We start from the raw sequence: 21269 nt of genomic DNA, 5'->3' as shown, positions 1-21269 counted from the left end.
AGCTGCGATTGCTGGCTCTCTGTTCACAGAAAATATATGAACAGATGTTCGATACACATACATCTACCTGCGTGTTTTCTGCCGAAAAACTTTGCTACTCCAAAAACTCAATCGCGTCAAGGCTTTTCTTGCCCAACGGTCGGTACCTGATAAACTATTAGGTTGCGATAACTGGCGAAGCTATGCCTCGCCAACCCACCGAGCATTTCCGTGAAGGAGGAAAAACCTGGTGACCTACGCATACACTGCCACTGAGCGCAAGCGCGTCAGCTTCGGGAAAATCCCGGAGGCCATGGAGCTCCCCAACCTTATCTCTGTTCAAAGGGAATCCTTTGAGCGTTTTAAGGACGAGGGCCTTCGTGAGGCGTTCAAGGAATCCAGCCCCATCCAGAGTCAGAACCATGTTCTCGAGGTTACCTTCGGCGAGCATCAGTTCGGCGACCCCGCGCACACCGTCGAGGAGTGCCGCGAGAAGGACATGACCTATCAGGCTCCGCTTCTGACCGACGTCCGTCTCACCAACAAGGAGACCGGCGAGATCAAGGAGCAGCTCGTCTTTATGGGCGACTTCCCCATGATGACCGATCAGGGCACCTTCATCATCAACGGTACCGAGCGTATCGTCGTTTCGCAGCTCGTCCGTTCCCCGGGTGTGTACTACAGCTCCGAGATGGATTCGGGCAAGCAGATCTACAAGGCCCAGATCATCCCGTCCCGCGGTGCCTGGCTCGAGTTTGAGGTCGACAAGCGCGATCAGCTCATGGTCTCCATCGACCGTAAGCGTAAGCAGAGCGCCACGATGTTCCTGCGCGCCCTTGGCATCGCCGTCACCAACGACGACATCATCGAGCTGCTCGGCAACTCCGATGTGATCAAGCGCACCCTGGAGCGCGACACCGCCCTCACCCGCGAGGATGCCCTTATCGAGATCTACCGTCGCCTGCGCCCGGGCGAGCCTCCCACCGTGGACGCTTCCCGCAGCCTGCTCGAGGGCCTGCTCTTTAACCCGCAGCGCTACGATCTGGCCCGCGTCGGTCGTTACAAGGTCAACAAGAAGCTCAACCTCACCACCGAGGAAGAGGTCACGGTGCTCACCGACGAGGATATCGTCGCGACGCTGCGCTACCTGCTGTCCCTCGCTGCCGGCGAGCAGGGCTTCAAGGTCGACGACATCGACCACTTTGGCAACCGCCGCATCCGCACCGTCGGCGAGCTCGTCGCCAACCAGTTCCGTATCGGCATGAGCCGTATGGAGCGCGTCGTCCGTGAGCGCATGAGCTCCCAGGACATCGACGAGATTACCCCGCAGTCGCTCATCAACATCCGTCCGATCGTGGCCTCCATCAAGGAGTTCTTCGGTTCCTCGCAGCTCTCGCAGTTCATGGACCAGGCGAACCCCCTGACCGGTCTGACCCACAAGCGCCGTCTGTCCGCACTCGGCCCTGGCGGTCTTGCCGGCCACAAGTCCGGCTCCAGCCGCCGCACCAACGTGCCGACGGCCGTCCGCGACGTTCACAACTCGCACTACAGCCGCATGTGCCCGATCGAGACCCCCGAAGGCCCCAACATCGGCCTGATCGGCTCGCTCGCTCTCTACGCCCGCGTCAACGAGTACGGCTTCATCGAGGCTCCGTTCCGTCGCGTCGAGAACGGCGTTGCCACCGACCAGATCGACTGGATGACCGCTGACGAGGAAGAGAAGCACGTCATCGCGCCGGCCAACACGCCGCTCGATCCCAAGACCAACGAGTTCATCACGACCGATGCCGAGGGCAAGATCGTCCGTCCGCACACCGTGATCGCCCGTACCCGCGACTTCGACGGCTCCTTCGGCGCTCCCGCCGACGTGCCTGTCGAGGACGTCGACTACATGGACGTCTCGCCGCGTCAGATGCTCTCCGTCGCAGCCACGCTGATTCCGTTCCTTGAGCACGACGACGCTAAGCGTACGCTGATGGGCGCCAACATGCAGCGTCAGGCCGTGCCGCTGGTTCACCCCGCCGCTCCCTATGTCGGTACCGGCATGGAGCGTCGCGCCGCTCTGGACTCCGGCGAGGTCACCCTGGCCAAGAACGCCGGCGAGGTCATCTTTGCCGACGCCGCCAAGATCATCGTCAAGCATGCCGGCGGCATGGACGAGTATCACCTTGCCAAGTACCAGCGCTCCAACCAGTCCACCTGCATCAACCACCGTCCGCTCGTGCGCGTCGGTGACACCGTTGAGCAGGGCGAGCCCCTGGCTGACGGTCCTTCGACCGATCATGGCGAGCTCGCACTGGGCCAGAACCTCACCGTGGCATACATGCCGTGGGAAGGCTTCAACTACGAGGACGGTATCGTCGTGTCCGAGCGCCTGGTGGCCGAGGACCTGCTGACGACCATTAACATCACCCGTCACGAGATCGATGCCCGCGACACCAAGCTCGGTCCCGAGGAGATCACCCGCGAGATCCCGAACCTCTCCGAGGATATGCTTGCCAACCTCGACGAGGACGGCATCATCCGCATCGGCGCCGAGGTCGGCCCTGGCGACATCCTGGTCGGCAAGGTCACGCCTAAGGGCGAGAGCGCTCTGACCGCCGAGGAGCGCCTGCTGCGCGCCATCTTCGGTGCCAAGGCCCATGACGTCCGCGACACCTCCCTTAAGATGCCTCACGGCGCTTACGGCCGCGTCATCGACGTCGTCCGCTTTAGCCGCGAGAACGGCGACGACCTGGCCCCCGGCGTCAACGAGCAGGTGCGCGTCTACGTCGCCCAGCGTCGTAAGATCCAGCAGGGCGATAAGATCGCCGGCCGCCACGGCAACAAGGGTGTTATCTGCAACGTTCTGCCGGTCGAGGACATGCCCTACATGGCTGACGGTACCCCGATCGACGTTATCCTCAACCCGCTGGGCGTTCCTTCGCGTATGAACGTCGGCCAGCTGCTCGAGTGCCACCTTGGCTGGGCTGCTGCCTGCGGTTGGGATACCGAGCAGGCCGACTCCGACAAGTACGTCCCCGGTCCGTTCTTCACCGCCACGCCTGTCTTCGACGGCGCCAAGGAGGACGAGATCGCCGAGGTCATTCGTCGTGCCAACAAGAACATGCTCAACAAGGCCACCGCTGCCTTTGGCGATCACATGCGCCCCGAGTTCGTCACCCAGCTTGATGAGCGCGGCAAGACCCGTCTGTTCGACGGCCGCACCGGCGAGGAGTTCCGCGAGCCCATTACCGTGGGTACGTCCTACATCCTCAAGCTCGGCCACATGGTCGACGACAAGATCCACGCCCGTTCGACCGGCCCTTACAGCTTGGTTACCCAGCAGCCTCTGGGCGGCAAGGCCCAGTTCGGCGGCCAGCGCTTCGGCGAGATGGAAGTTTGGGCACTGTACGCATACGGTGCTTCCAACGTCCTGCAGGAGATCCTGACCGTCAAGTCCGACGATACCGTGGGCCGCGTCAAGACCTACGAGTCCATCGTCAAGGGCGAGAACGTTCCCGTCCCGGGTATCCCCGAGTCCTTCAAGGTTCTCGTCAAGGAGATTCGCTCCCTCGCACTGGACATCGAGCCCATGCACGATGCCGACGAGGACGCCTCCGCCCCTGTGACCGCCGAGGAGACCTCTGCTCTCGACGACCTGGCTGCGCTCGCCGGCGTTGACGCCGACGTCGAGGCCCAGGATGCCGAGACCGCCGAGGCACCCGAGGCTGTCGCCGCCACGACCACTGATAAGGAGTAGTTGACTGTGGCAGATTTCGAAGCTACTGATTTTGACTCGGTAAAGATCTCCCTTGCCTCCGCCGACCAGATCCGTTCCTGGTCGCACGGTGAGGTCAAGAAGCCGGAGACCATCAATTACCGCACCCTCAAGCCCGAGAAGGACGGCCTGTTCTGCGAGAAGATCTTCGGTCCCGCCAAGGACTGGGAGTGCTCCTGCGGCAAGTACAAGGGCATCCGCTTTAAGGGCATCGTCTGCGAGCGCTGCGGCGTCGAGGTCACCTCGGCCAAGGTGCGTCGCGACCGCATGGGCCACATCGAGCTCGCCGCTCCCGTGTCCCACATCTGGTACTTCAAGAGCCCCACGAGCTTCCCGATGAGCCGTATGCTCGACATCAAGTCCAAGGACCTCGAGAAGGTTCTGTACTTTGCCAGCTACATCATCACCGAGGTCGACTACGAGGCTCGCGAGGCCGATGCCGACGACCTGCGCGAGGAGCTCGCCGCCGATCTGGAAGAGATCGATGCCGAGTGCGCCCGCCAGATCGAGTCCCTCAAGGAGCAGGGCGACCCCGAGAACTTTGACGAGTTCTCCGACGAGGAGCCGCTGACCCCCGAGGAGATCGCCTCCGGCATCGTCGACATCGAGGAAGAGTGCAAGGACGAGAAGCAGCTCCGCACGGACGCCTTCAACGCCTTCATGAAGCTCACCGAGCGCGACCTCATCTCTGATGAGCCGCTGTTCCGCGAGATGACCCGTTACTATTCCATGTACTTCAAGGGTGGTATGGGTGCCGAGGCCGTCCGCGACCTGCTCGCTGCCATCGACCTCCCCTCCGAGGCCGAGAAGCTCAAGGCCATCATCGCCGACGAGGATTCCCAGAAGCAGAAGCGCGAGAAGGCCGTCAAGCGCCTCGAGGTCGTTGACGCCTTCCTGAAGGGCGGCAACAGCCCCGCGAACATGATCCTGGACGTCATCCCGGTCATTCCGCCCGATTTGCGCCCGATGGTCCAGCTCGACGGCGGCCGCTTCGCCGCGTCCGACCTCAACGACCTGTATCGTCGCGTGATCAACCGTAACAACCGACTCAAGCGCCTGCTCGACCTGGACGCCCCTGCGATCATCGTGAACAACGAGAAGCGCATGCTCCAGGAGTCCGTGGACGCCCTGTTCGACAACGGCCGTCGTGGTCGCCCGGTCTCTGGCCGTGGCGGTCGCCCGCTCAAGTCGCTCGCCGAGGCCCTCAAGGGCAAGCAGGGCCGTTTCCGTCAGAACCTGCTGGGTAAGCGTGTCGACTACTCCGGCCGTTCGGTTATCGTTACCGACCCCAAGCTGCTGCTGCACCAGTGCGGTCTGCCCAAGACCATGGCGCTGGAGCTCTTCAAGCCCTTCGTCATGAAGCGCCTGGTCGAGCTTGGCAAGGTCGAGAACATCAAGGGCGCCAAGCGCGCTATCGACCGAGGTGCCACCTTTGTGTGGGACATCCTCGAAGAGGTCATCGACGGCCGCGTCGTGCTGCTCAACCGTGCACCGACCCTGCACCGTCTGTCCATCCAGGCCTTTGAGCCGGTGCTGGTCGAGGGCAAGGCTATCCACCTGCACCCGCTGGTCTGCTCGCCCTTCAACGCCGACTTCGACGGCGACCAGATGTCTGTCCACGTGCCACTGTCCAGCCAGGCTCAGGCCGAGGCCCGCGTGCTCATGCTTTCTGCGAACAACCTGCGCTCGCCGGCATCCGGCAAGCCGGTCAACATCCCCTCGCAGGACATGATCATCGGTGTGTACTACCTGACCCAGGTCCGCGACGGTCTGCCGGGCGAGAACCACGTGTTTGCCAGCTTCGACGACGCGCTGCACGCCTATGACTGCCGCTCCGAGGTCGACATGCAGGCCAAGATCCAGGTCCGCGTGTCCGCTGCCGACGCCAATGTCATCAACGAGGACGGCACCCGTATCTTCCGCGTCAAGAACGGCAAGAACGAGTTTGTCGACTACGACGTCACCGGCAACAAGACCGCGCGCTTCGAGACCTCCATCGGTCGCATCATCTTCAACCGCCAGTGCCTGCCCGAAGACTATGAGTTCATGAACTACAAGATGGTCAAGGGCGACGTGGCCAAGCTGGTTGCGGACTGCTGCGATCGTTACCCCGAGGCCAAGGTCGGCCCGATCCTCGACGCCATCAAGTACTCCGGCTTCCACTACGCTACCCGCGCCGGCCTCACCATCTCGGTGTGGGACGCTCTCATCCCTGCCGAGAAGCAGGAGCTGCTCGATCGCGCCCAGGCCAACGTCGACCAGATCAACGAGTACTTCGAGGAGGGCTTCATCAACGAGACGGAGCGCCACATCGAAGTCGTTAACGAGTGGACCGCTTGTACCGATAAGGTTGCAGCGCTCATGCTCGACATGTTCGACGAGGAGAACCCGCTGTACATGATGGCCGACTCCGGCGCCCGTGGTTCTAAGACCCAGCTGCGTCAGCTCGGCGGCATGCGTGGCCTGATGGCAGACATGTCCGGCGAGACGATCGACCTTCCCATTAAGGCGAACTTCCGCGAGGGCCTGCTGCCGCTCGAGTACTTCATTTCGACCTACGGCGCCCGTAAGGGCCTGGTCGATACCGCATCCCACACCTCGGACTCTGGTTACCTGACCCGCCGTCTGGTCGACGTGGCCCAGGACGTCATCGTCCGCGAGGAGGACTGCGGTACGCACGAGGGCGTTACCTACAACCTCATCATTCCCGGCACCACCGACCTCAACACCGACCTCGTCGGCCGTTGCTTCATCGAGGACGTCGTGGCTCCCGATGGCACCGTGCTCTTTGAGCAGGACGGCTACATCGAGAAGGTCGCCGACATCCAGAAGATGGTCGATGCCGGTCTCAAGAAGGTCAAGCTCCGCGCGCTGCTCACCTGCCGCTCCAAGTACGGCGTGTGCCAGAAGTGCTACGGCTGGGATCTTTCCACCCGTCGTCCGGTCGCCATCGGTACCGCGGTCGGCATTATTGCCGCCCAGTCCATCGGCGAGCCCGGTACGCAGCTTACGATGCGTACCATTCACTCCGGCGGCGTCGCTGGCGTCGACGATATTACGCAGGGTCTGCCTACGGTCAGCCGTATGTTCGATATCGTCGGCAACGTCAACGAGAAGATTCTGGGTCGCGAGGCCGAGCTGGCTCCGTACTCCGGCCACCTCTCGATTAAGCCCGAGAAGTCCGAGTACGTGCTGACGCTCACCGACTCCGAGGATCACACCCGTGTCCTCGACGAGCGTCGCGTCCCCGCTTCGGTGCGCTTTATGCCCGAGATCGAGGACGGCTGCGAGGTTCGCGCCGGCGATCAGATCACCAAGGGCTTCGTCAACTTCCGCAACCTGCGCAAGCTGACCGACATCGAGTCGACGATGCACACCTTCGTCGAGAGCGTCAAGGACGTCTACACCAGTCAGGGCGTCGACCTGAACGACAAGCACATCGAGGTGCTCGCACGTCAGATGCTGCGTCGCGTTCAGATCACCAACCCCGGTGACTCCAAGTACCTGCTTGGTCAGTACGTCGACCGCTACGAGTTCGCCGACGAGGTCGAGCGCGTTGCCCGTCTGGGCGGTCAGGCTCCTGTGGCCGAGCCCGTCATCCTGGGTACGCTCAAGGTCGCGTCCAACATCGACTCCTGGCTGTCGAGCGCTTCGTTCATCCGTACCGCCGGCGTCCTTACCGAGGCTGCCATCGAGGGCAAGGTCGACCACCTGCTCGACCTTAAGTCCAACGTCATCGTCGGTAAGAAGATCCCGGCTGGTACCGGCCTCAAGCCGTACGCCAACGCCAAGCTGACGTATCGCACGGCCGACGGCTACGTGGACATCGACGGCCCGGCTTCGCCCAACGCCAAGTCGCTGCCCGAGTGGGCTCCTGTGGAGCTCAAGGACCTGGACGAGCAGCTCCCGCAGCAGCTCGACTGGGCCGGCTACGACGAGTTCGGTGGTGCTGACGGTTCGTTCACCCGCAACGGCCACACCATCTCCGCCGAGAAGGCTCGTCTGTACCTGTTCGACGACCTGGGCGTGTCGCAGCGCTGGACCAACAAGTTCAGCGAGGTTGGCATCGAGACGGTCGGCGACCTGGTCGGCAAGTCCGAGGAGGATCTGCTGCGCATCGATGGCATCGGTGCCAAGGCGATCGAGGAGCTCCGTGACGGCCTCGAGGCCCACGATTTGCTCTACATCCTCGAGAACAACGACGACGTTGCCGACGAGGAAGACCTCTCGCAGCTGCTGCAGATGGTCTTTAGCCCCGACGGTCCGGACGATATCCTGCTGGGTACCTCCGCTCCGACGCATCACGCCGACGCCGACGAGGAGCTCCTGGGCGCCCCGATCGACGACAAGAAGGCTCCCGCCAACGGTGCCATTAACGAGGACATGGCGTCCCTCGACGAGCTGCTCAACCAGCTCGTGGACACCGACGACGCCGAAGAGGCCAAGGACAACGACGAGGAGTAATTTCCTAGTACGTTAACCGCCCTTCCAAAGACACGCTTCCCAACAGGGAAGCGGGTCTTTTTTTGAGGAACGTTGCCCCGACGAGCACGTCGGATTCCCGGAACGGGCCGCCCGCTGTTTAAGTTTGTCGCGAGTTCCGCACGCAAAGGAAAGCACTTAATGTGCTTTCCGTCTTGCGCAGGACTGTAGAGCAGCAAACTTAAACAGCGGGCGGCCCGTTCCGGGAATCTGCCCCCGCGCACAGAAGGGGATTCCTTTTGCCAATAAGGGACAGGTTTAATTTGGTAGGTTTTCCTGCTTGAATTTGAAACATTTCGTTCGGTCAAAGCGTATCTATGGTGAGGGCCTCATCAAGAATCATGAACGTCACCGGGAGGTGATTATGGAAGAACAAGCATTTAGACAGGCGGTCGAGAATCACCGTGATGTCGTGTTTCGGATCGCATTGACGTACCTGCGCGATCGCGCCGATGCCGATGATGTTGCCCAAGATGTCTTTCTTAAGTTGCTTAAAAGCGATGGACACTTTGAAAGTCAGGAGCATCTTCGCCGCTGGCTTATTCGGGTCACGATCAATGAATGTAAATCGCTCTTTCGAAAGCCATGGAGGCGTGTGGAGGATATTGAGAACCTGGCCGATTCGCTTTCGGCGGCGCAGGATGAGATCAAGGCGGTCCTGTCAGACGTTATGCGACTTCCGGAGCGATTCCGTGTTCCCATCGTGCTCTATTACTATCTGGGCTTTTCGACCTCAGAGATTGCCGAGTTGTTGCATGTACCAGCCGCGACCGTTCGAACGCGTTTAGCTCGTGGTCGATCGAAGCTCAAATTCATCCTAGAGGAGGGCGACCGTGAAATCCAATCAAATCAAGCAGGCCTTCGAGTCCATCCAAGCCGATAGCGATCTTGCAGATCGCGTTCTAAATACCGCTGCGGGTGAGCCGCTTCATCGAAAGGGCCACGCGAAGCCTCTGTATGTTGCCGTAATCGGATGTCTTGCCGGAGTGTTGGCGACCGGAGGGGTCGCCTACGCCGTTGTCAATTCCAGCTATTTTGCCTCAGCTTGGGGAAACCACGGCAACGGGGATTCCATTACCTGGACCAACGGCGGCTCATCGGGGACTCAATATACCTACACCAGAGAGTTCGGTGACGGCATCGCGCCCCAAAGCCTGGAGGGCACAGTCCAGAAGGTTGATCTGTCCGTCGAGGGTAATGGCTATACGCTCGATATCCATGAGATGGCTATTGACCAAAACGGCTGCGGAGCCGTGACGTTTACGTTGTCCAATCCAAATGGCGTTAACTACTACAAGCCGGCAGCAGAGACAGGCGAACTTGTTCTCTATGGTGAAGAAGAACAAGGCATCGGTACGCCCAGCATGAACTTCGGCGAGGAATGGGCTGACACACGCTGCACAATTGATAAAGACACATCAAGCGACACGGTCATTAACGGCACGATGTACTTTGCATCTTGGAATCGCGATCGAGATTTACGACGCGCTGTCACTTGGAATATCTCCTGGACAGAGGGCGAAGGCGAGGATGCGAAGCCGTTCGAGGCATCGACGCCCGAGTTTAGCGTCGGAGCGTACGTCGATACAAAGGAACTCCGCTCCGATGACTCGCCTCTCGAGATCAGCCCGTTTTCCATCCAGACGCACATCGATGATCTGGGCATTGACGCAGTCACGAAAAAGTTGACCGTTACCTACAAGGATGGATCGGAGCAGATTATCGAAGATGATACTGCGGGCGCGTACAATTTCTATGTCTCGCTGACGCGCAATAGCGGAGAGAACATCTCGGTGCCGACAAAACTGATCAATGTCGATCAAGTGGTCTCGGTAACCCTTGAGGGCACGAGGTACACATCAACAGGAGAGACCGAAACAGAAGTACCCTTTACCATCGTTTATTCGTAAAGTCTGGGCCGCTTCCCAAGGGGGGAAGCGGCCTTTTTAGCGTTATATGGACGAGTGGATTGGACGTTATTCGTCTGATTCTCGGAAGAACGTGGCAAATGGATGCGGATCACCGTGAAGAGTGGCGTTTTCCCAGATAAAACCGACCAAAATAAACCTGTCCCTTTTTGGCAGGGAACGTTGCCCCGACGAGCACGTCGGATTCCCGGTCCGGGCGGCCCGCTGTTTAAGTTTGTCGCGAGTTCCGCACGAGCCGGAGGCCACTTAATGTGGCCTCCGTGCGAGCCAGGACTGTAGAGCAGCAAACTTAAACAGCGGGCCGCCCGGGCCGGGAATCCGCCCCCGCGCACAGAAGGGGATTCCTTTTGTGTAGGCTTTGCGGAAATATGCTCATTTTGGGATACGCCCGGCGGCGTGGTCTGTTGACGGCACAGCTAACGCCACGTATCCTATCGAACTGCGTGTTTCGTAGGGGGATGCTGACCCCTCGATTCAAGCCGTTGCACTTTACAGAAAGCTGGAATCATTCGAGAAGGAGTACGCTTTGCCTACTATTAACCAGCTGGTTCGCCAGGGCCGTCGTTCCGTGCCCAAGAAGTCCAAGAACGCTGCTCTGCAGCACAACTCCCAGAAGCGCGGCGTGTGCACCCGCGTCTTCACCACGAGCCCCAAGAAGCCGAACTCGGCTCTTCGTAAGGTTGCCCGTGTTCGCCTTGTCAACGGCATCGAAGTTACCGCTTACATCCCGGGTGAGGGCCACAACCTGCAGGAGCACTCCATCGTGCTCGTCCGCGGCGGTCGTGTCCGTGACCTCCCTGGTGTCCGTTATCACGTCATCCGTGGCGCTTACGACGCTGCTCCGGTCCAGAACCGTATGCAGGCCCGTTCCAAGTACGGTGCTAAGCGCCCCAAGGCTAAATAAGCCAGATAACGTTTTGATACTTTCGCCGTGTGCCGCCTAAGCGCCGCACGGTAGACACTTAAGGAGATTTCACATGCCGCGTCGTGCAGCAGCTAATCGTCGTGAGGTTCAGCCTGACGCCGTTTACAACAACCGCCTGGTGACTCAGCTCATCAACAAGGTCCTTCTTGACGGCAAGAAGGCCACCGCTGAGCGCATCGTTTACACCGCTTTCGAGATCGTTGCCGAGAAGTCCGAGGGTGGCGACGCTCTCGCTACCTTCAAGAAGGCTATGGACAACGTCAAGCCCACGCTCGAGGTTAAGCCCAAGCGTGTCGGTGGCGCTACCTATCAGGTCCCGATGGAGGTCAACTCCCGTCGTTCCACCGCTCTGGGTATCCGCTGGATCGTCAACTTCTCCCGCGCTCGCAAGGAGAAGACCATGGCCGAGCGTCTCGCCAACGAGATCCTCGACGCTTCCAACGGCCTGGGCGCTTCCGTCAAGAAGCGTGAGGACGTCTTCAAGATGGCCGAGGCCAACCGCGCGTTCTCTCACTATCGTTGGTAAGTTAAGGTAAGGAACTAACATGGCTAAGCCTAAGTACAAGCTTTCCGATACCCGTAACATCGGCATCATGGCCCACATCGATGCCGGTAAGACCACCACGACCGAGCGTATTCTTTACTACACCGGTAAGACCCACAAGATCGGTGAGGTCCATGAGGGCGCTGCCACCATGGACTGGATGGTTCAGGAGCAGGAGCGCGGCGTAACCATTACCTCCGCTGCTACCACGTGCTTCTGGAACAAGGACGGTAAGGACTACCGCATCCAGATCATCGACACCCCGGGCCACGTTGACTTCACCGCCGAGGTCGAGCGTTGCCTGCGCGTTCTCGATGGCGCTGTCGCCGTCTTCGACGCCGTTGCCGGCGTTCAGCCCCAGTCTGAGACCGTTTGGCGTCAGGCTTCCACCTTCAACGTCCCCCGCATCGCCTTCATCAACAAGTATGACCGCGTGGGCGCTGACTTCTTCAACGCTATCGAGACCATGAAGGATCGTCTCGACGCTAACGCCGTGGCCGCTCAGGTCCCGATGGGCGCCGAGGACAACTTCTGGGGCGTCATCGACCTGGTCACCATGACTGCATGGGACTTCAAGGCCGACGAGAAGGGTATGACCTACCCCGAGCCGATGGACGAGATCCCGGCTGAGTTCGCCGACATCGCTGCCACCAAGCGCGAGGAGCTCCTTGACGCTGCTGCCAGCTTTGACGACGAGCTCATGGAGAAGATCCTCATGGAGGAGGACTTCACCGTCGAGGAGCTTAAGGCCGCTCTGCGCAAGGGCGTTCTGGCCAACGAGCTCAACCTCGTCTTCGTGGGCTCCGCCTACAAGAACAAGGGCGTTCAGGAGCTGCTCGACGCTGTCGTCGACTACCTGCCCAGCCCGCTCGACGTTGAGGCCGTCACCGGTACCGATCCGGACACCGGCGAGGAGATCCAGCGTCATCCTTCCTTCGACGAGCCCTTCTCCGGCCTGGTCTTCAAGATCATGACCGACCCGTTCGTCGGTAAGCTCACCTATGTCCGCGTTTACTCCGGCCGCGCCGAGTCCGGCTCCTACGTTGTTAACGCTTCCAACGGTCAGCGCGAGCGCCTCGGCCGCATCCTCGAGATGAACGCCGCCGAGCGTATCGACCGTGACGACGCTGCCGCCGGCGACATCGTCGCTTGCGTCGGCTTCAAGAACTCCACCACCGGCGACACCCTGTGCGCCGAGGGCAAGGAGATCGTCCTCGAGAAGATCGAGTTCGCTAAGCCCGTTATCGACGTTGCCATCGAGCCCAAGACCAAGGCCGAGCAGGACAAGATGTCCCTGGCTCTGACCAAGCTCGCCGAGGAGGACCCGACCTTCCAGGTGTCCACCAACCACGAGACCGGCCAGACCATCATCGCCGGCATGGGCGAGCTGCACCTCGAGATCATCGTCGACCGTCTGCTCCGCGAGTTCAAGGTTGACGCTAACGTCGGTAAGCCCCAGGTCGCCTACCGCGAGACCGCTGGTCACGACGTCGAGAAGGCTGAGGGCAAGTTCGTCCGTCAGTCCGGCGGTCGCGGTCAGTACGGCCACGCTGTCATCAAGCTCGAGAAGATGGAGGAAGGCTTCGGCTACGAGTTCGTCAACGCTATCGTCGGCGGCGTCGTGCCCAAGGAGTACATCCCGTCCATCGACAAGGGCATCCAGGAGGCCCTGAACACCGGTGTTATCGCCGGCTTCCCGGTCCTCGACGTTAAGGTCACCCTGTTCGACGGTTCTTACCACGAGGTCGACTCCTCCGAGGCCGCCTTCAAGATCGCCGGTTCCATGGCTATCAAGGATGCCCTCAAGAAGTCCGATCCGCAGCTGCTCGAGCCGATCATGGCTGTCGAGGTCGAGACCCCCGAGCAGTACATGGGCGACGTTATGGGCAACCTCTCCGGTCGCCGCGGCAAGATCGAGGGCATGGAGGATCGCAAGAACAGCAAGCTCATCCGTGCCAAGGTGCCGCTGGGCGAGATGTTCGGTTACGCTACCGACCTTCGCTCCCAGACCCAGGGCCGTGCATCCTACACGATGCAGTTCGACTCTTATGAGCCCGCGCCCAAGTCCATTGTGGACGAGGTCATGAGCAAGAACGCCTAAGTTCGAGCTCCCTGTTACGTAATCCGCGAGAACATCTCTCGCACTCTTTGGAGGTTTAAGTTGGCTACCCAGAAGATCCGCATTCGCCTCAAGGGCTATGATCACGAGGTCGTCGATCAGTCCGCGAAGCTCATCGTCGAGACCGCTCAGAAGACCGGCGCTCGCGTTTCCGGTCCTGTCCCCCTGCCCACCGAGCGCAACCTGTACACGGTTATCCGCTCGCCGCACGTGAACAAGGACTCCCGTGAGCAGTTCGAGATGCGCATCCACAAGCGCCTCATCGACATCCTCGACCCCACCTCGGGCACCGTTGATTCGCTCATGCGTCTCGACCTCCCCGCTGGCGTCGACATCGACATCAAGCTCTAAGCGATATCGCTCATAGCTTAAAGGGCCCCGCTGCCGTTATGGTAGCGGGGCTCTTTTGTTTTGAATGATGGTTTTGGACCGCCGGGCAAGGCTGCCGAGAGGGTGGTTGTGATGCCCTATTTGCTCAAGGGGCGCAAAGACGCCTCCTCAAAATGGAAGAAACGCAAGCCGTCTTTCGTTTCGATGCACGCGCGACCAAAGCCATCGACCGTTTTAAAGATGCCTCGCGCCAGCTCGTCTCCAGCGGGGGAGCGGGCGAGAACGTGCTCCCCGATCCAATTGAGGTGAGCGATATATTCGTCGTGGACGGGCGCGAGCGGACCGGCGTCTTCTTCCTTGGCGTTGAGCAGATCTGTCCATGCGTCCACAGCGTTTACGACGGTGTGATAGACCTTCTTGAGTAGCACATCGACGGCGGGAACGCTCTCGTTGAGATCCGAGAGACCGATTGCCGGCAGGCCGCCATCGGGAACCTCCGAGGGTACATAGTTCAAATTGACGCCAATGCCGCAGACGGCGAAAGGTTTGCCTTCGTTATCGCGTGCCGCCTCGACCAGAATACCGCCGAGCTTGCGTCCTCGCGCGACCAGATCGTTGGGCCATTTGAGGTCAATCTCGTTTGCAAGGCCCTGTTTTTCGAGCGCCGCAAGCACCGCTAGGCCGCTGACGGCGGCAAGACCAGAGTACTTTGCGGGATTAACGCATGGACGCAGGACAATCGAAAGCAATAGGTTGCCGGCGGTTGAATCCCACTTGTGCCCGCGCCGGCCGCGTCCTGCCGTTTGCGCGCGGGCGGCAAGTCCTGTGCCGTGTGGCGCTCCCTGTTTTCCTGCTTCGAGCAGGTCATCGTTGGTCGATCCGGTTACGTCGACTATCGTTAAACGAGAATCCATAACAGCTGCTACCTCCTAAGTTAATAAGGCAATCGCGCAATGGTGTCGAGAGATAGACACAATGTGAAGCCTTTGTCGCATTTGGACAATTTAATGTTAACACGTCAACAAAGACTGAAATGCGATATCCTCTCTTGGTCGATGTAAACACGTCAACAACTCAAAGGAGGTTAGTGATGGGTTTCACGATTCTTGGAACAGGTTCGGCACTTCCTGAGCGCAGTGTTTCCAATGACGAGCTGTCTGAGTTCCTCGATACCTCGGATGAGTGGATTTTTACCCGCACAGGTATCAAGAGCCGCCACGTCTGCACCACCGAGTCACTTGACGACCTTGCCGTAGCGGCGAGCGAGCGGGCACTCCAGGTGTCCGGAATCGACGCGAGCCAGCTGGATCTGATCGTCTGCTCGACGACGACGGGTGACCACCTTGTTCCCGCTGAGGCGTGTGCCGTTGCTGAGCGACTAGGCGCGACGTGCCCTGCCTTCGATGTCTCGGCGGCTTGTGCCGGCTTCGTATTTGCGCTCGATATTGCCGAGGGCTATATCGCCCGCGGCCGTGTCGAGCACGTGCTGGTCGTTGCTGCCGAGCAGATGACGCGCGCGCTCGACTGGACCGACCGTGCCACCTGCGTGCTCTTTGGCGATGGGGCAGGCGCCGCAGTGATTGAGGCTGGGGGAGACAGTCCCCTTGCCGTTGAGCTTTCGACGGCGCCCGACGTCGAGACGTTGCGCGTTCCTGGTCTAGTTGGCACCTCGCCGTTTAAGGCCTCCGCAGATAGCGAGAGCGTGCTGTCCATGAATGGCCGCCGCGTGTTCAAGTTCGGCGTCAACGCCATCTGCGACACGGTCCATAAGCTTGCGATCGATGCGGGCATTTCGGTCGAAGACATCGATCATTTTGTATTCCATCAGGCTAACGAACGAATCCTGAGCCAGGCGGTCAAGCGTCTGGGCGTGCCGGACGAGCGTGTGGTTCGCACGTTGCGCGAGACCGGCAACATTTCGAGCGCATGCATTCCGCTTGCCCTCGACCGGCTGGCAAACGCCGGTGCACTTCACACGGGCGACACGATCGCCTTGGTTGGATTTGGCGCCGGTCTGGATATAGGTGGCTATCTGCTTCGTTGGAAGTAGTCACACATAGGAAATAAAAACGCCCTAGGGCACAACCAAAGGAGAACTACCATGGCAGATCAGAAGACCTTCGAGCGCGTTTGCGACGTTATCCGCGAGACCGCCGGTCTTGACGATGTCGAGATGAAGCCCGAGTCCACGCTCGAGGAGATTGGTCTCGACAGCCTGGGCACCGTCGAGATCCTCGTTGCCGTCGAGGACGAGTTTGGCATCCAGCTCGATACCGAGGAGAACCCCAAGACGGTCGGCGAGTTCGCCGATACGGTCGAGGCGGCATTGGAGAAGTAGAGATGCTCAAGACTCCTCTCTGCGATCTGCTCGGCATCGAAAAGCCCGTGTTCCAGGGCGGTATGGCCTGGATTGCCGATGCCTCGCTGGCGTCCGCAGTGTCCGAGGCGGGTGGCTTAGGCATCATCGCGGCCATGAACGCCGACGCCAACTGGCTTCGCGACCAGATTCACGAGCTGCGCGCCAAGACGGATAAGCCCTTTGGCGTCAACGTCATGCTCATGAGCCCGTTTGCCGACGAGGTCGCGCAGGTCGTGATTGACGAGCGAGTGCCGGTCGTCGTGACGGGCGCCGGCAATCCCGCCAAGTACATGAAGGCGTGGAACGAAGCGGGCATCAAGGTCATCCCGGTCGTTGCCTCGGTGGCGCTGGCGCGCCTCGTGGCACGTCGTGGAGCCACGGCGGTTGTTGCCGAGGGTACCGAATCGGGCGGCCATATTGGCGAGACCTCGACGATGGCACTGGTGCCGCAGGTCGTCGATGCGGTTGACATTCCCGTTGTGGCCGCCGGCGGTATTGCCGACGGCCGCGGCGTGGCGGCCGCCTTTATGCTGGGCGCCGAAGGCGTGCAAGTGGGTACGCGCTTTCTGGTCGCAGACGAGTGCACCGTCTCGGAGCAGTACAAAGAGATGGTCCTGAAGGCCAACGACACTTCGACGCGTGCGACCGGTCGCTCGACGGGACATCCAGTGCGCGCCCTCAAGAGCCCCTTCACCAACGCCTATGCCAAGAGCGAGGGTTCCGGCGCGAGTGCCGAGGAGCTCAGCGCTATGGGAACCGGTGCGCTGCGTAAGGCCGCCAAGGACGGCAACTACGAAGAGGGTTCGTTTTTGTGTGGACAGATTGCCGGCATGGTCAACGAGCGCCAGAGCGCACGCGAAATCGTTGACGACCTGGTCGATGGCGCCGAGCACGTCCTGAAGGGTGCGTGCGCATGGGTGGCGTAGCGTTTTTGTTTGCCGGCCAGGGTGCCCAGCACCCCGCGATGGGCGTCGACTTGATCGAGACATCGCCGGCGGCCGCCGAGGTGTTCGCCATTGCCGATGAGGTGCGCCCGGGGACGAGCGAGCAGTGCCGGAGCGCCTCCAAGGAGGAGCTCTCGCAGACCGAGAACACGCAGCCGTGCGTGTTCGTGCACGACTTGGCTGTCGCCGTCGCCCTGCGCGAGCGCGGCGTGGTGCCTGCCGTCTGTGCGGGATTCTCGCTGGGCGAGGTCGCCGCGCTCACCTTTGCGGGGGCATTCGATGCGCGAGCGGGCTTTGAGCTCGTGTGCGAGCGCGCGGCATTGATGGCCACGGCGGCCGAGCGTCACCCCGGCGGAATGCGCGCCGTTATCAAACTCGATGCGGCGCAAGTCGAGAACCTGGCTGCGCAGGCCGGCGAGGACTGCTGGCCGGTCAACTACAACAGTCCGCAGCAGACGGTTGTGGCCGGAGCGCCCGATGCGCTGCAGACCCTCGATGTCCTAGTAAAAGAGGCTGGCGGCCGCGCCATGAAGGTCGCGGTGTCGGGTGCATTTCATAGCCCCTATATGGCCGAGGCGACCTGTGGCCTTGCCGCATATATTGAGAGCGGTCACGCGCCGTCCCCGTTGCTCATTCCTGTTTTGGCAAATATGACAGCGGCGCCCTATCCGGCGGACCCCCAGACGGCATCGGATGTCTTGGCCAATCAGGTGAGCCATGCCGTGCGCTGGGTCGATACGCTGCATGCTCTGCAGGATCAAGGCATCGACACATTTATTGAGGTCGGCCCCGGCAAAACGCTGTCCGGCCTGGTCAAGCGTACGCTGAGCGACGTTCGCGTGTATTCGTGCGAGACGGCCGAGCAGGTCGCAGCTATTGCCGACGAGCTCGCATAGTCCACAGGGCTGTAACCCGAAAGGAATGACATGAGCAACTTGAACAATGGCGCGCTCGAGCGCAACGACTCACGTCGCGTGGCACTGGTCACGGGCGGCTCGCGGGGTATCGGCCGCGCCTGCGCTATCGGTCTGGCGGAGGATGGCTACGATATCGCCGTCGTCTATGCCGGCAGCGTCGATGCGGCGCGCGAGACGTGCGACGCCTGCGAGGCGGCTGGCGCCACGGTGCGCGCATATCAATGCGACGTGGCCGACCCCGCTGCCGTCAACGCGTGCGTGGAAGCGGTCCTCAACGACTTTGGCTCCATTTGGGCGCTCGTCAACAACGCTGGCATCACCCGCGATGGCCTGCTCATGCGCATGGGCGATGACGCCTTCGATCGCGTACTCGATGTCAATCTCAAGGGAACGTTTAACACGACGCGCGCGCTCACCAAGACCTTTATGCGCCAGCGCGGCGGCTGCGTCGTCAACATGAGCTCGGTCGTGGGCCTGATGGGCAATGCCGGGCAAGCTAACTACGCTGCCTCCAAGGCGGGCGTGATAGGGCTTACCAAGGCGGTGGCGCGCGAGCTTGCACCCCGCGGCGTACGAGTGAACGCGGTCGCCCCCGGGTTTGTCGAGACAGATATGACGGCAAAGCTCTCGGATAAGGTGCGTGCGGCGTGCGAGGAACAGATTCCCCTAAAGCGCATGGCGCGCCCCGAGGAAGTGGCCGGTGTGGTGCGCTTTTTGGCGAGTGATGCGGCTGCCTACATTACGGGCGAGGTCGTGCGCGTCGACGGCGGAATGGCGATGTAGAAACCAGGGCCGAAGAACGGCTTGGATGAGGAGACCATGATGGAACAGAGAGTTGCAATCACCGGCATAGGTGCCGTATCGCCGCTCGGCAACACCGCGCTTGCCACCTGGGCGGCCATGTGCGCCGGCACGTGCGGCATCGGCCCGATCACGCACTTCGATACCGATGCATTTGCCGTCAAGGTGGCGGCCGAGGTCAAGGGCTTTGACGGCAACGAGTACTTTGGCAAGCGTGACGCCAAGCATCTGGACCCCTGCGTTCAGTTTGCGATGGCGGCTTCGGACGAGGCCATGCACGATGCGGGCTTTGATGTCGAAGGCTCCATCGATCGAGAGCGCCTGGGCGTCTACGTGGGCTCGGGTGTGGGCGGCATGCAGACACTCGTCGACAACGTCCACACGATCGCCGATCGGGGGCCTCGTCGCGCATCGCCTTACATGATCGCGATGATGATTCCCAACATGGCTTCGGGCAACATCGCGATTCGCCATAAGGCAAAGGGACCGACCCTGCCCGTCGTGACTGCCTGCGCGACTTCTGCCCATGCGGTGGGTGAGGCGTTCCGCGCCATCAAGCACGGCTATGCCGACGCGATCCTCGCGGGCGGCGCCGAGGCCGCAATTATCCCCGATGCCGTTGCGGGCTTTACGTCCTGCCGCGCATTGACCACCAACCCTGATCCCGCGACGGCTTGCCGCCCGTTCGATGCAGACCGCGATGGCTTTGTGATGGGCGAGGGCGCCTGCGTGCTGGTACTCGAGAGCATGGAGCACGCACAGGCCCGCGGCGCGCACATTTATGCCGAGGTTGTGGGCTATGGCAACACCGATGATGCCTATCACATCACGAGCCCCGATCCCGAGGCTGCCGGCATTGCCCGTGCGATATCGCTGGCGGTGGCCGAGGGCGACGTTAAGCCTTCCGAGGGCCTCTACATCAACGCTCACGGAACCTCGACTAAACTCAACGATTCGTCCGAGACGGCGGGCATTAAGCGTGCGCTCGGCGAGGACGCGGCACGCGCCGCGCACGTCTCGTCGACCAAGTCGATGACCGGCCACATGATCGGTGCCACGGGCGCCATCGAGGTCATGGCCTGCGCCATGGCGCTCGAGCAGGGCGTGGTGCCGCCGACCATTAACTACCACACACCCGATCCCGCCTGCGATCTTGACTACACGCCCAATCGCGCGGTTCGCGCCGACCTTACCTGGGCGCTTTCGACCAACCTGGGCTTTGGCGGGCACAACGCCGCCATCGCGCTGCGTAGATATACGAGGAGCTAGAGCATGGATTCCAAAAGACTTGCCGAGATAGCCGATGTGATGGAGGACCGCGGCCTCACGCGCGTGCGCGTTGAGGAGCCCGATGGCACCGCGGTCGAACTCGAGCGCGCGAGCGCCGCACAGCCGGTTGCCGTGCCCATGCCCATGCCGAGCGCTATGGCCGCTCCAGTTGTAGCTCCCACAGTCGCGCCTGCCGCACCGGAGCCCGCCGCGCAGACACCTGCCGCCGCACCGGAGCCCAAGGGCACCGAGGTGACCGCTCCCATGGTCGGCGTTTTCTATGCTGCCCCGGCACCGGGCGACGAGCCGTTTGTGCACGTGGGCTCTAAGGTCAAGGCCGGCGAGACGCTCTGCATCATCGAGGCCATGAAGGTTCTCAACGAGGTGACGGCCGAGGCAGACGGCGAGGTGTTCGAGATCTGCGTGGCCGACGGCGACCTCGTGGAGTTTGGCAGCTGCCTCATGAGGATCGGATAGGTGATGTCCATGAACAAAGAAGAGCTCAAGAAGCTGTTGCCGCATCGCGAGCCGATGCTTTTGCTCGACGAGGCCGAGCTGGTGGGCGACGAGGCCCACGGCAAGATCATGATCACGGGCGACGAGTACTTTTTGCAGGGGCATTTTCCGGGAAACCCGGTGGTCCCCGGCGTGATTCAGTGCGAGATGCTCGCCCAAAACTGTTGCGTGCTGCTGATGGGCGATGAGGAAGCGCGCGGCGCGACGCCGTTCTACACGAGTCTGGACAAGGTGCGCTTTAAGCGTCCGGTGCGCCCGGGCGACACGGTTGATCTGGTGTGCACCATCACGCGTGCGCGCGGGCCGTTCCGCTTTGCGACGGGTACTGCGAGCGTCAACGGTGAGGTTTGCTGCCGCGCCGATATGTCTTTTGCACTCATGCACGAAAGTTAAGGA

At 61.2% G+C, this 21269-nt stretch carries 17 protein-coding genes; 16 read left to right on the top strand and 1 reads right to left on the bottom strand.

The window, feature by feature from the left end; translation table 11 throughout:
- Positions 1 to 229: 229 nt before the first annotated feature.
- The 8 genes from AAAX34_RS02730 to rpsJ all read left to right on the top strand — a co-directional run bounded on the left by AAAX34_RS02730 (position 230) and on the right by rpsJ (position 14088).
- Positions 230 to 3721 (top strand): DNA-directed RNA polymerase subunit beta, encoded by a 3492-nt coding sequence (locus AAAX34_RS02730; protein ID WP_199408647.1) that lies wholly within the window; start codon positions 230 to 232, stop codon positions 3719 to 3721.
- Between the two features lie 6 nt (positions 3722 to 3727).
- Positions 3728 to 8203 carry a DNA-directed RNA polymerase subunit beta' gene (locus tag AAAX34_RS02725; RefSeq protein ID WP_022094180.1) on the top strand — a complete coding sequence of 1492 codons (4476 nt, stop codon included), beginning with the start codon at positions 3728 to 3730 and terminating at the stop codon, positions 8201 to 8203.
- A gap of 382 nt (positions 8204 to 8585) precedes the next feature.
- Positions 8586 to 9104, top strand: coding sequence for an RNA polymerase sigma factor (locus tag AAAX34_RS02720; RefSeq protein ID WP_349109893.1), 519 nt, complete (start codon positions 8586 to 8588; stop codon positions 9102 to 9104).
- Complete coding sequence (locus AAAX34_RS02715) at positions 9055 to 10131, top strand: DUF4179 domain-containing protein (RefSeq protein ID WP_349109892.1); 1077 nt, start codon at positions 9055 to 9057, stop codon at positions 10129 to 10131. Before AAAX34_RS02720 ends, AAAX34_RS02715 begins: the two co-directional genes overlap by 50 nt.
- Positions 10132 to 10675: 544 nt before the next feature.
- Positions 10676 to 11053, top strand: a complete 378-nt coding sequence (rpsL, locus tag AAAX34_RS02710) for a 30S ribosomal protein S12 (RefSeq protein WP_006235012.1) — start codon at positions 10676 to 10678, stop codon at positions 11051 to 11053.
- 73 nt (positions 11054 to 11126) lie between these two features.
- Entirely contained in the window at positions 11127 to 11600 is a 474-nt protein-coding gene (gene rpsG, locus AAAX34_RS02705) for a 30S ribosomal protein S7 (RefSeq protein ID WP_006235013.1), read from the top strand.
- A 19-nt stretch (positions 11601 to 11619) separates the two neighbouring features.
- Entirely contained in the window at positions 11620 to 13719 is a 2100-nt protein-coding gene (gene fusA, locus AAAX34_RS02700; RefSeq protein WP_022094183.1) for an elongation factor G, read from the top strand.
- Positions 13720 to 13779: 60 nt separating this feature from the next.
- On the top strand, positions 13780 to 14088 hold the full coding sequence (rpsJ, locus tag AAAX34_RS02695) for a 30S ribosomal protein S10 (protein WP_349109891.1): 309 nt from the start codon (positions 13780 to 13782) through the stop codon (positions 14086 to 14088).
- 116 nt (positions 14089 to 14204) lie between these two features.
- On the opposite strand, the gene AAAX34_RS02690 is transcribed toward rpsJ, so the two are convergent.
- Positions 14205 to 14981 carry a biotin--[acetyl-CoA-carboxylase] ligase gene (locus tag AAAX34_RS02690; protein ID WP_349109890.1) on the bottom strand — a complete coding sequence of 259 codons (777 nt, stop codon included), beginning with the start codon at positions 14979 to 14981 and terminating at the stop codon, positions 14205 to 14207.
- A 176-nt stretch (positions 14982 to 15157) separates the two neighbouring features.
- Between AAAX34_RS02690 and AAAX34_RS02685 the strand changes: the two genes are divergently transcribed.
- The 8 genes from AAAX34_RS02685 to fabZ are packed head-to-tail and all read left to right on the top strand — an operon-like array spanning position 15158 to position 21266.
- Positions 15158 to 16117 (top strand): beta-ketoacyl-ACP synthase III, encoded by a 960-nt coding sequence (locus AAAX34_RS02685; protein WP_349109889.1) that lies wholly within the window; start codon positions 15158 to 15160, stop codon positions 16115 to 16117.
- A 51-nt stretch (positions 16118 to 16168) separates the two neighbouring features.
- Positions 16169 to 16405 (top strand): acyl carrier protein, encoded by a 237-nt coding sequence (locus AAAX34_RS02680; RefSeq protein ID WP_006235019.1) that lies wholly within the window; start codon positions 16169 to 16171, stop codon positions 16403 to 16405.
- A 2-nt stretch (positions 16406 to 16407) separates the two neighbouring features.
- Positions 16408 to 17352 carry an enoyl-[acyl-carrier-protein] reductase FabK gene (gene fabK, locus AAAX34_RS02675; protein ID WP_349109888.1) on the top strand — a complete coding sequence of 315 codons (945 nt, stop codon included), beginning with the start codon at positions 16408 to 16410 and terminating at the stop codon, positions 17350 to 17352.
- Positions 17340 to 18266, top strand: a complete 927-nt coding sequence (locus AAAX34_RS02670) for an ACP S-malonyltransferase (RefSeq protein WP_349109887.1) — start codon at positions 17340 to 17342, stop codon at positions 18264 to 18266. Before fabK ends, AAAX34_RS02670 begins: the two co-directional genes overlap by 13 nt.
- 30 nt (positions 18267 to 18296) lie before the next feature.
- Complete coding sequence (gene fabG / locus AAAX34_RS02665; protein WP_349109886.1) at positions 18297 to 19070, top strand: 3-oxoacyl-[acyl-carrier-protein] reductase; 774 nt, start codon at positions 18297 to 18299, stop codon at positions 19068 to 19070.
- Between the two features lie 39 nt (positions 19071 to 19109).
- Complete coding sequence (gene fabF, locus AAAX34_RS02660) at positions 19110 to 20357, top strand: beta-ketoacyl-ACP synthase II (protein WP_349109885.1); 1248 nt, start codon at positions 19110 to 19112, stop codon at positions 20355 to 20357.
- 3 nt (positions 20358 to 20360) lie between these two features.
- The gene (gene accB / locus AAAX34_RS02655; protein ID WP_349109884.1) at positions 20361 to 20834 is read left to right on the top strand and encodes an acetyl-CoA carboxylase biotin carboxyl carrier protein; all 474 of its coding nucleotides are present in this window, start codon (positions 20361 to 20363) and stop codon (positions 20832 to 20834) included.
- Positions 20835 to 20843: 9 nt separating this feature from the next.
- A complete protein-coding gene (fabZ, locus tag AAAX34_RS02650; protein WP_349109883.1) occupies positions 20844 to 21266 on the top strand; it encodes a 3-hydroxyacyl-ACP dehydratase FabZ in 423 nt (140 codons plus the stop codon).
- Positions 21267 to 21269 lie beyond the last annotated feature (3 nt).

It is taken from the genome of Collinsella sp. CLA-ER-H4 (genome assembly GCF_040092395.1).
GTDB lineage: Bacteria > Actinomycetota > Coriobacteriia > Coriobacteriales > Coriobacteriaceae > Collinsella.
The sequence above is the reverse complement of the archived record's forward strand: the minus strand, read 5'-3'. Positions and strand labels throughout refer to the sequence as shown.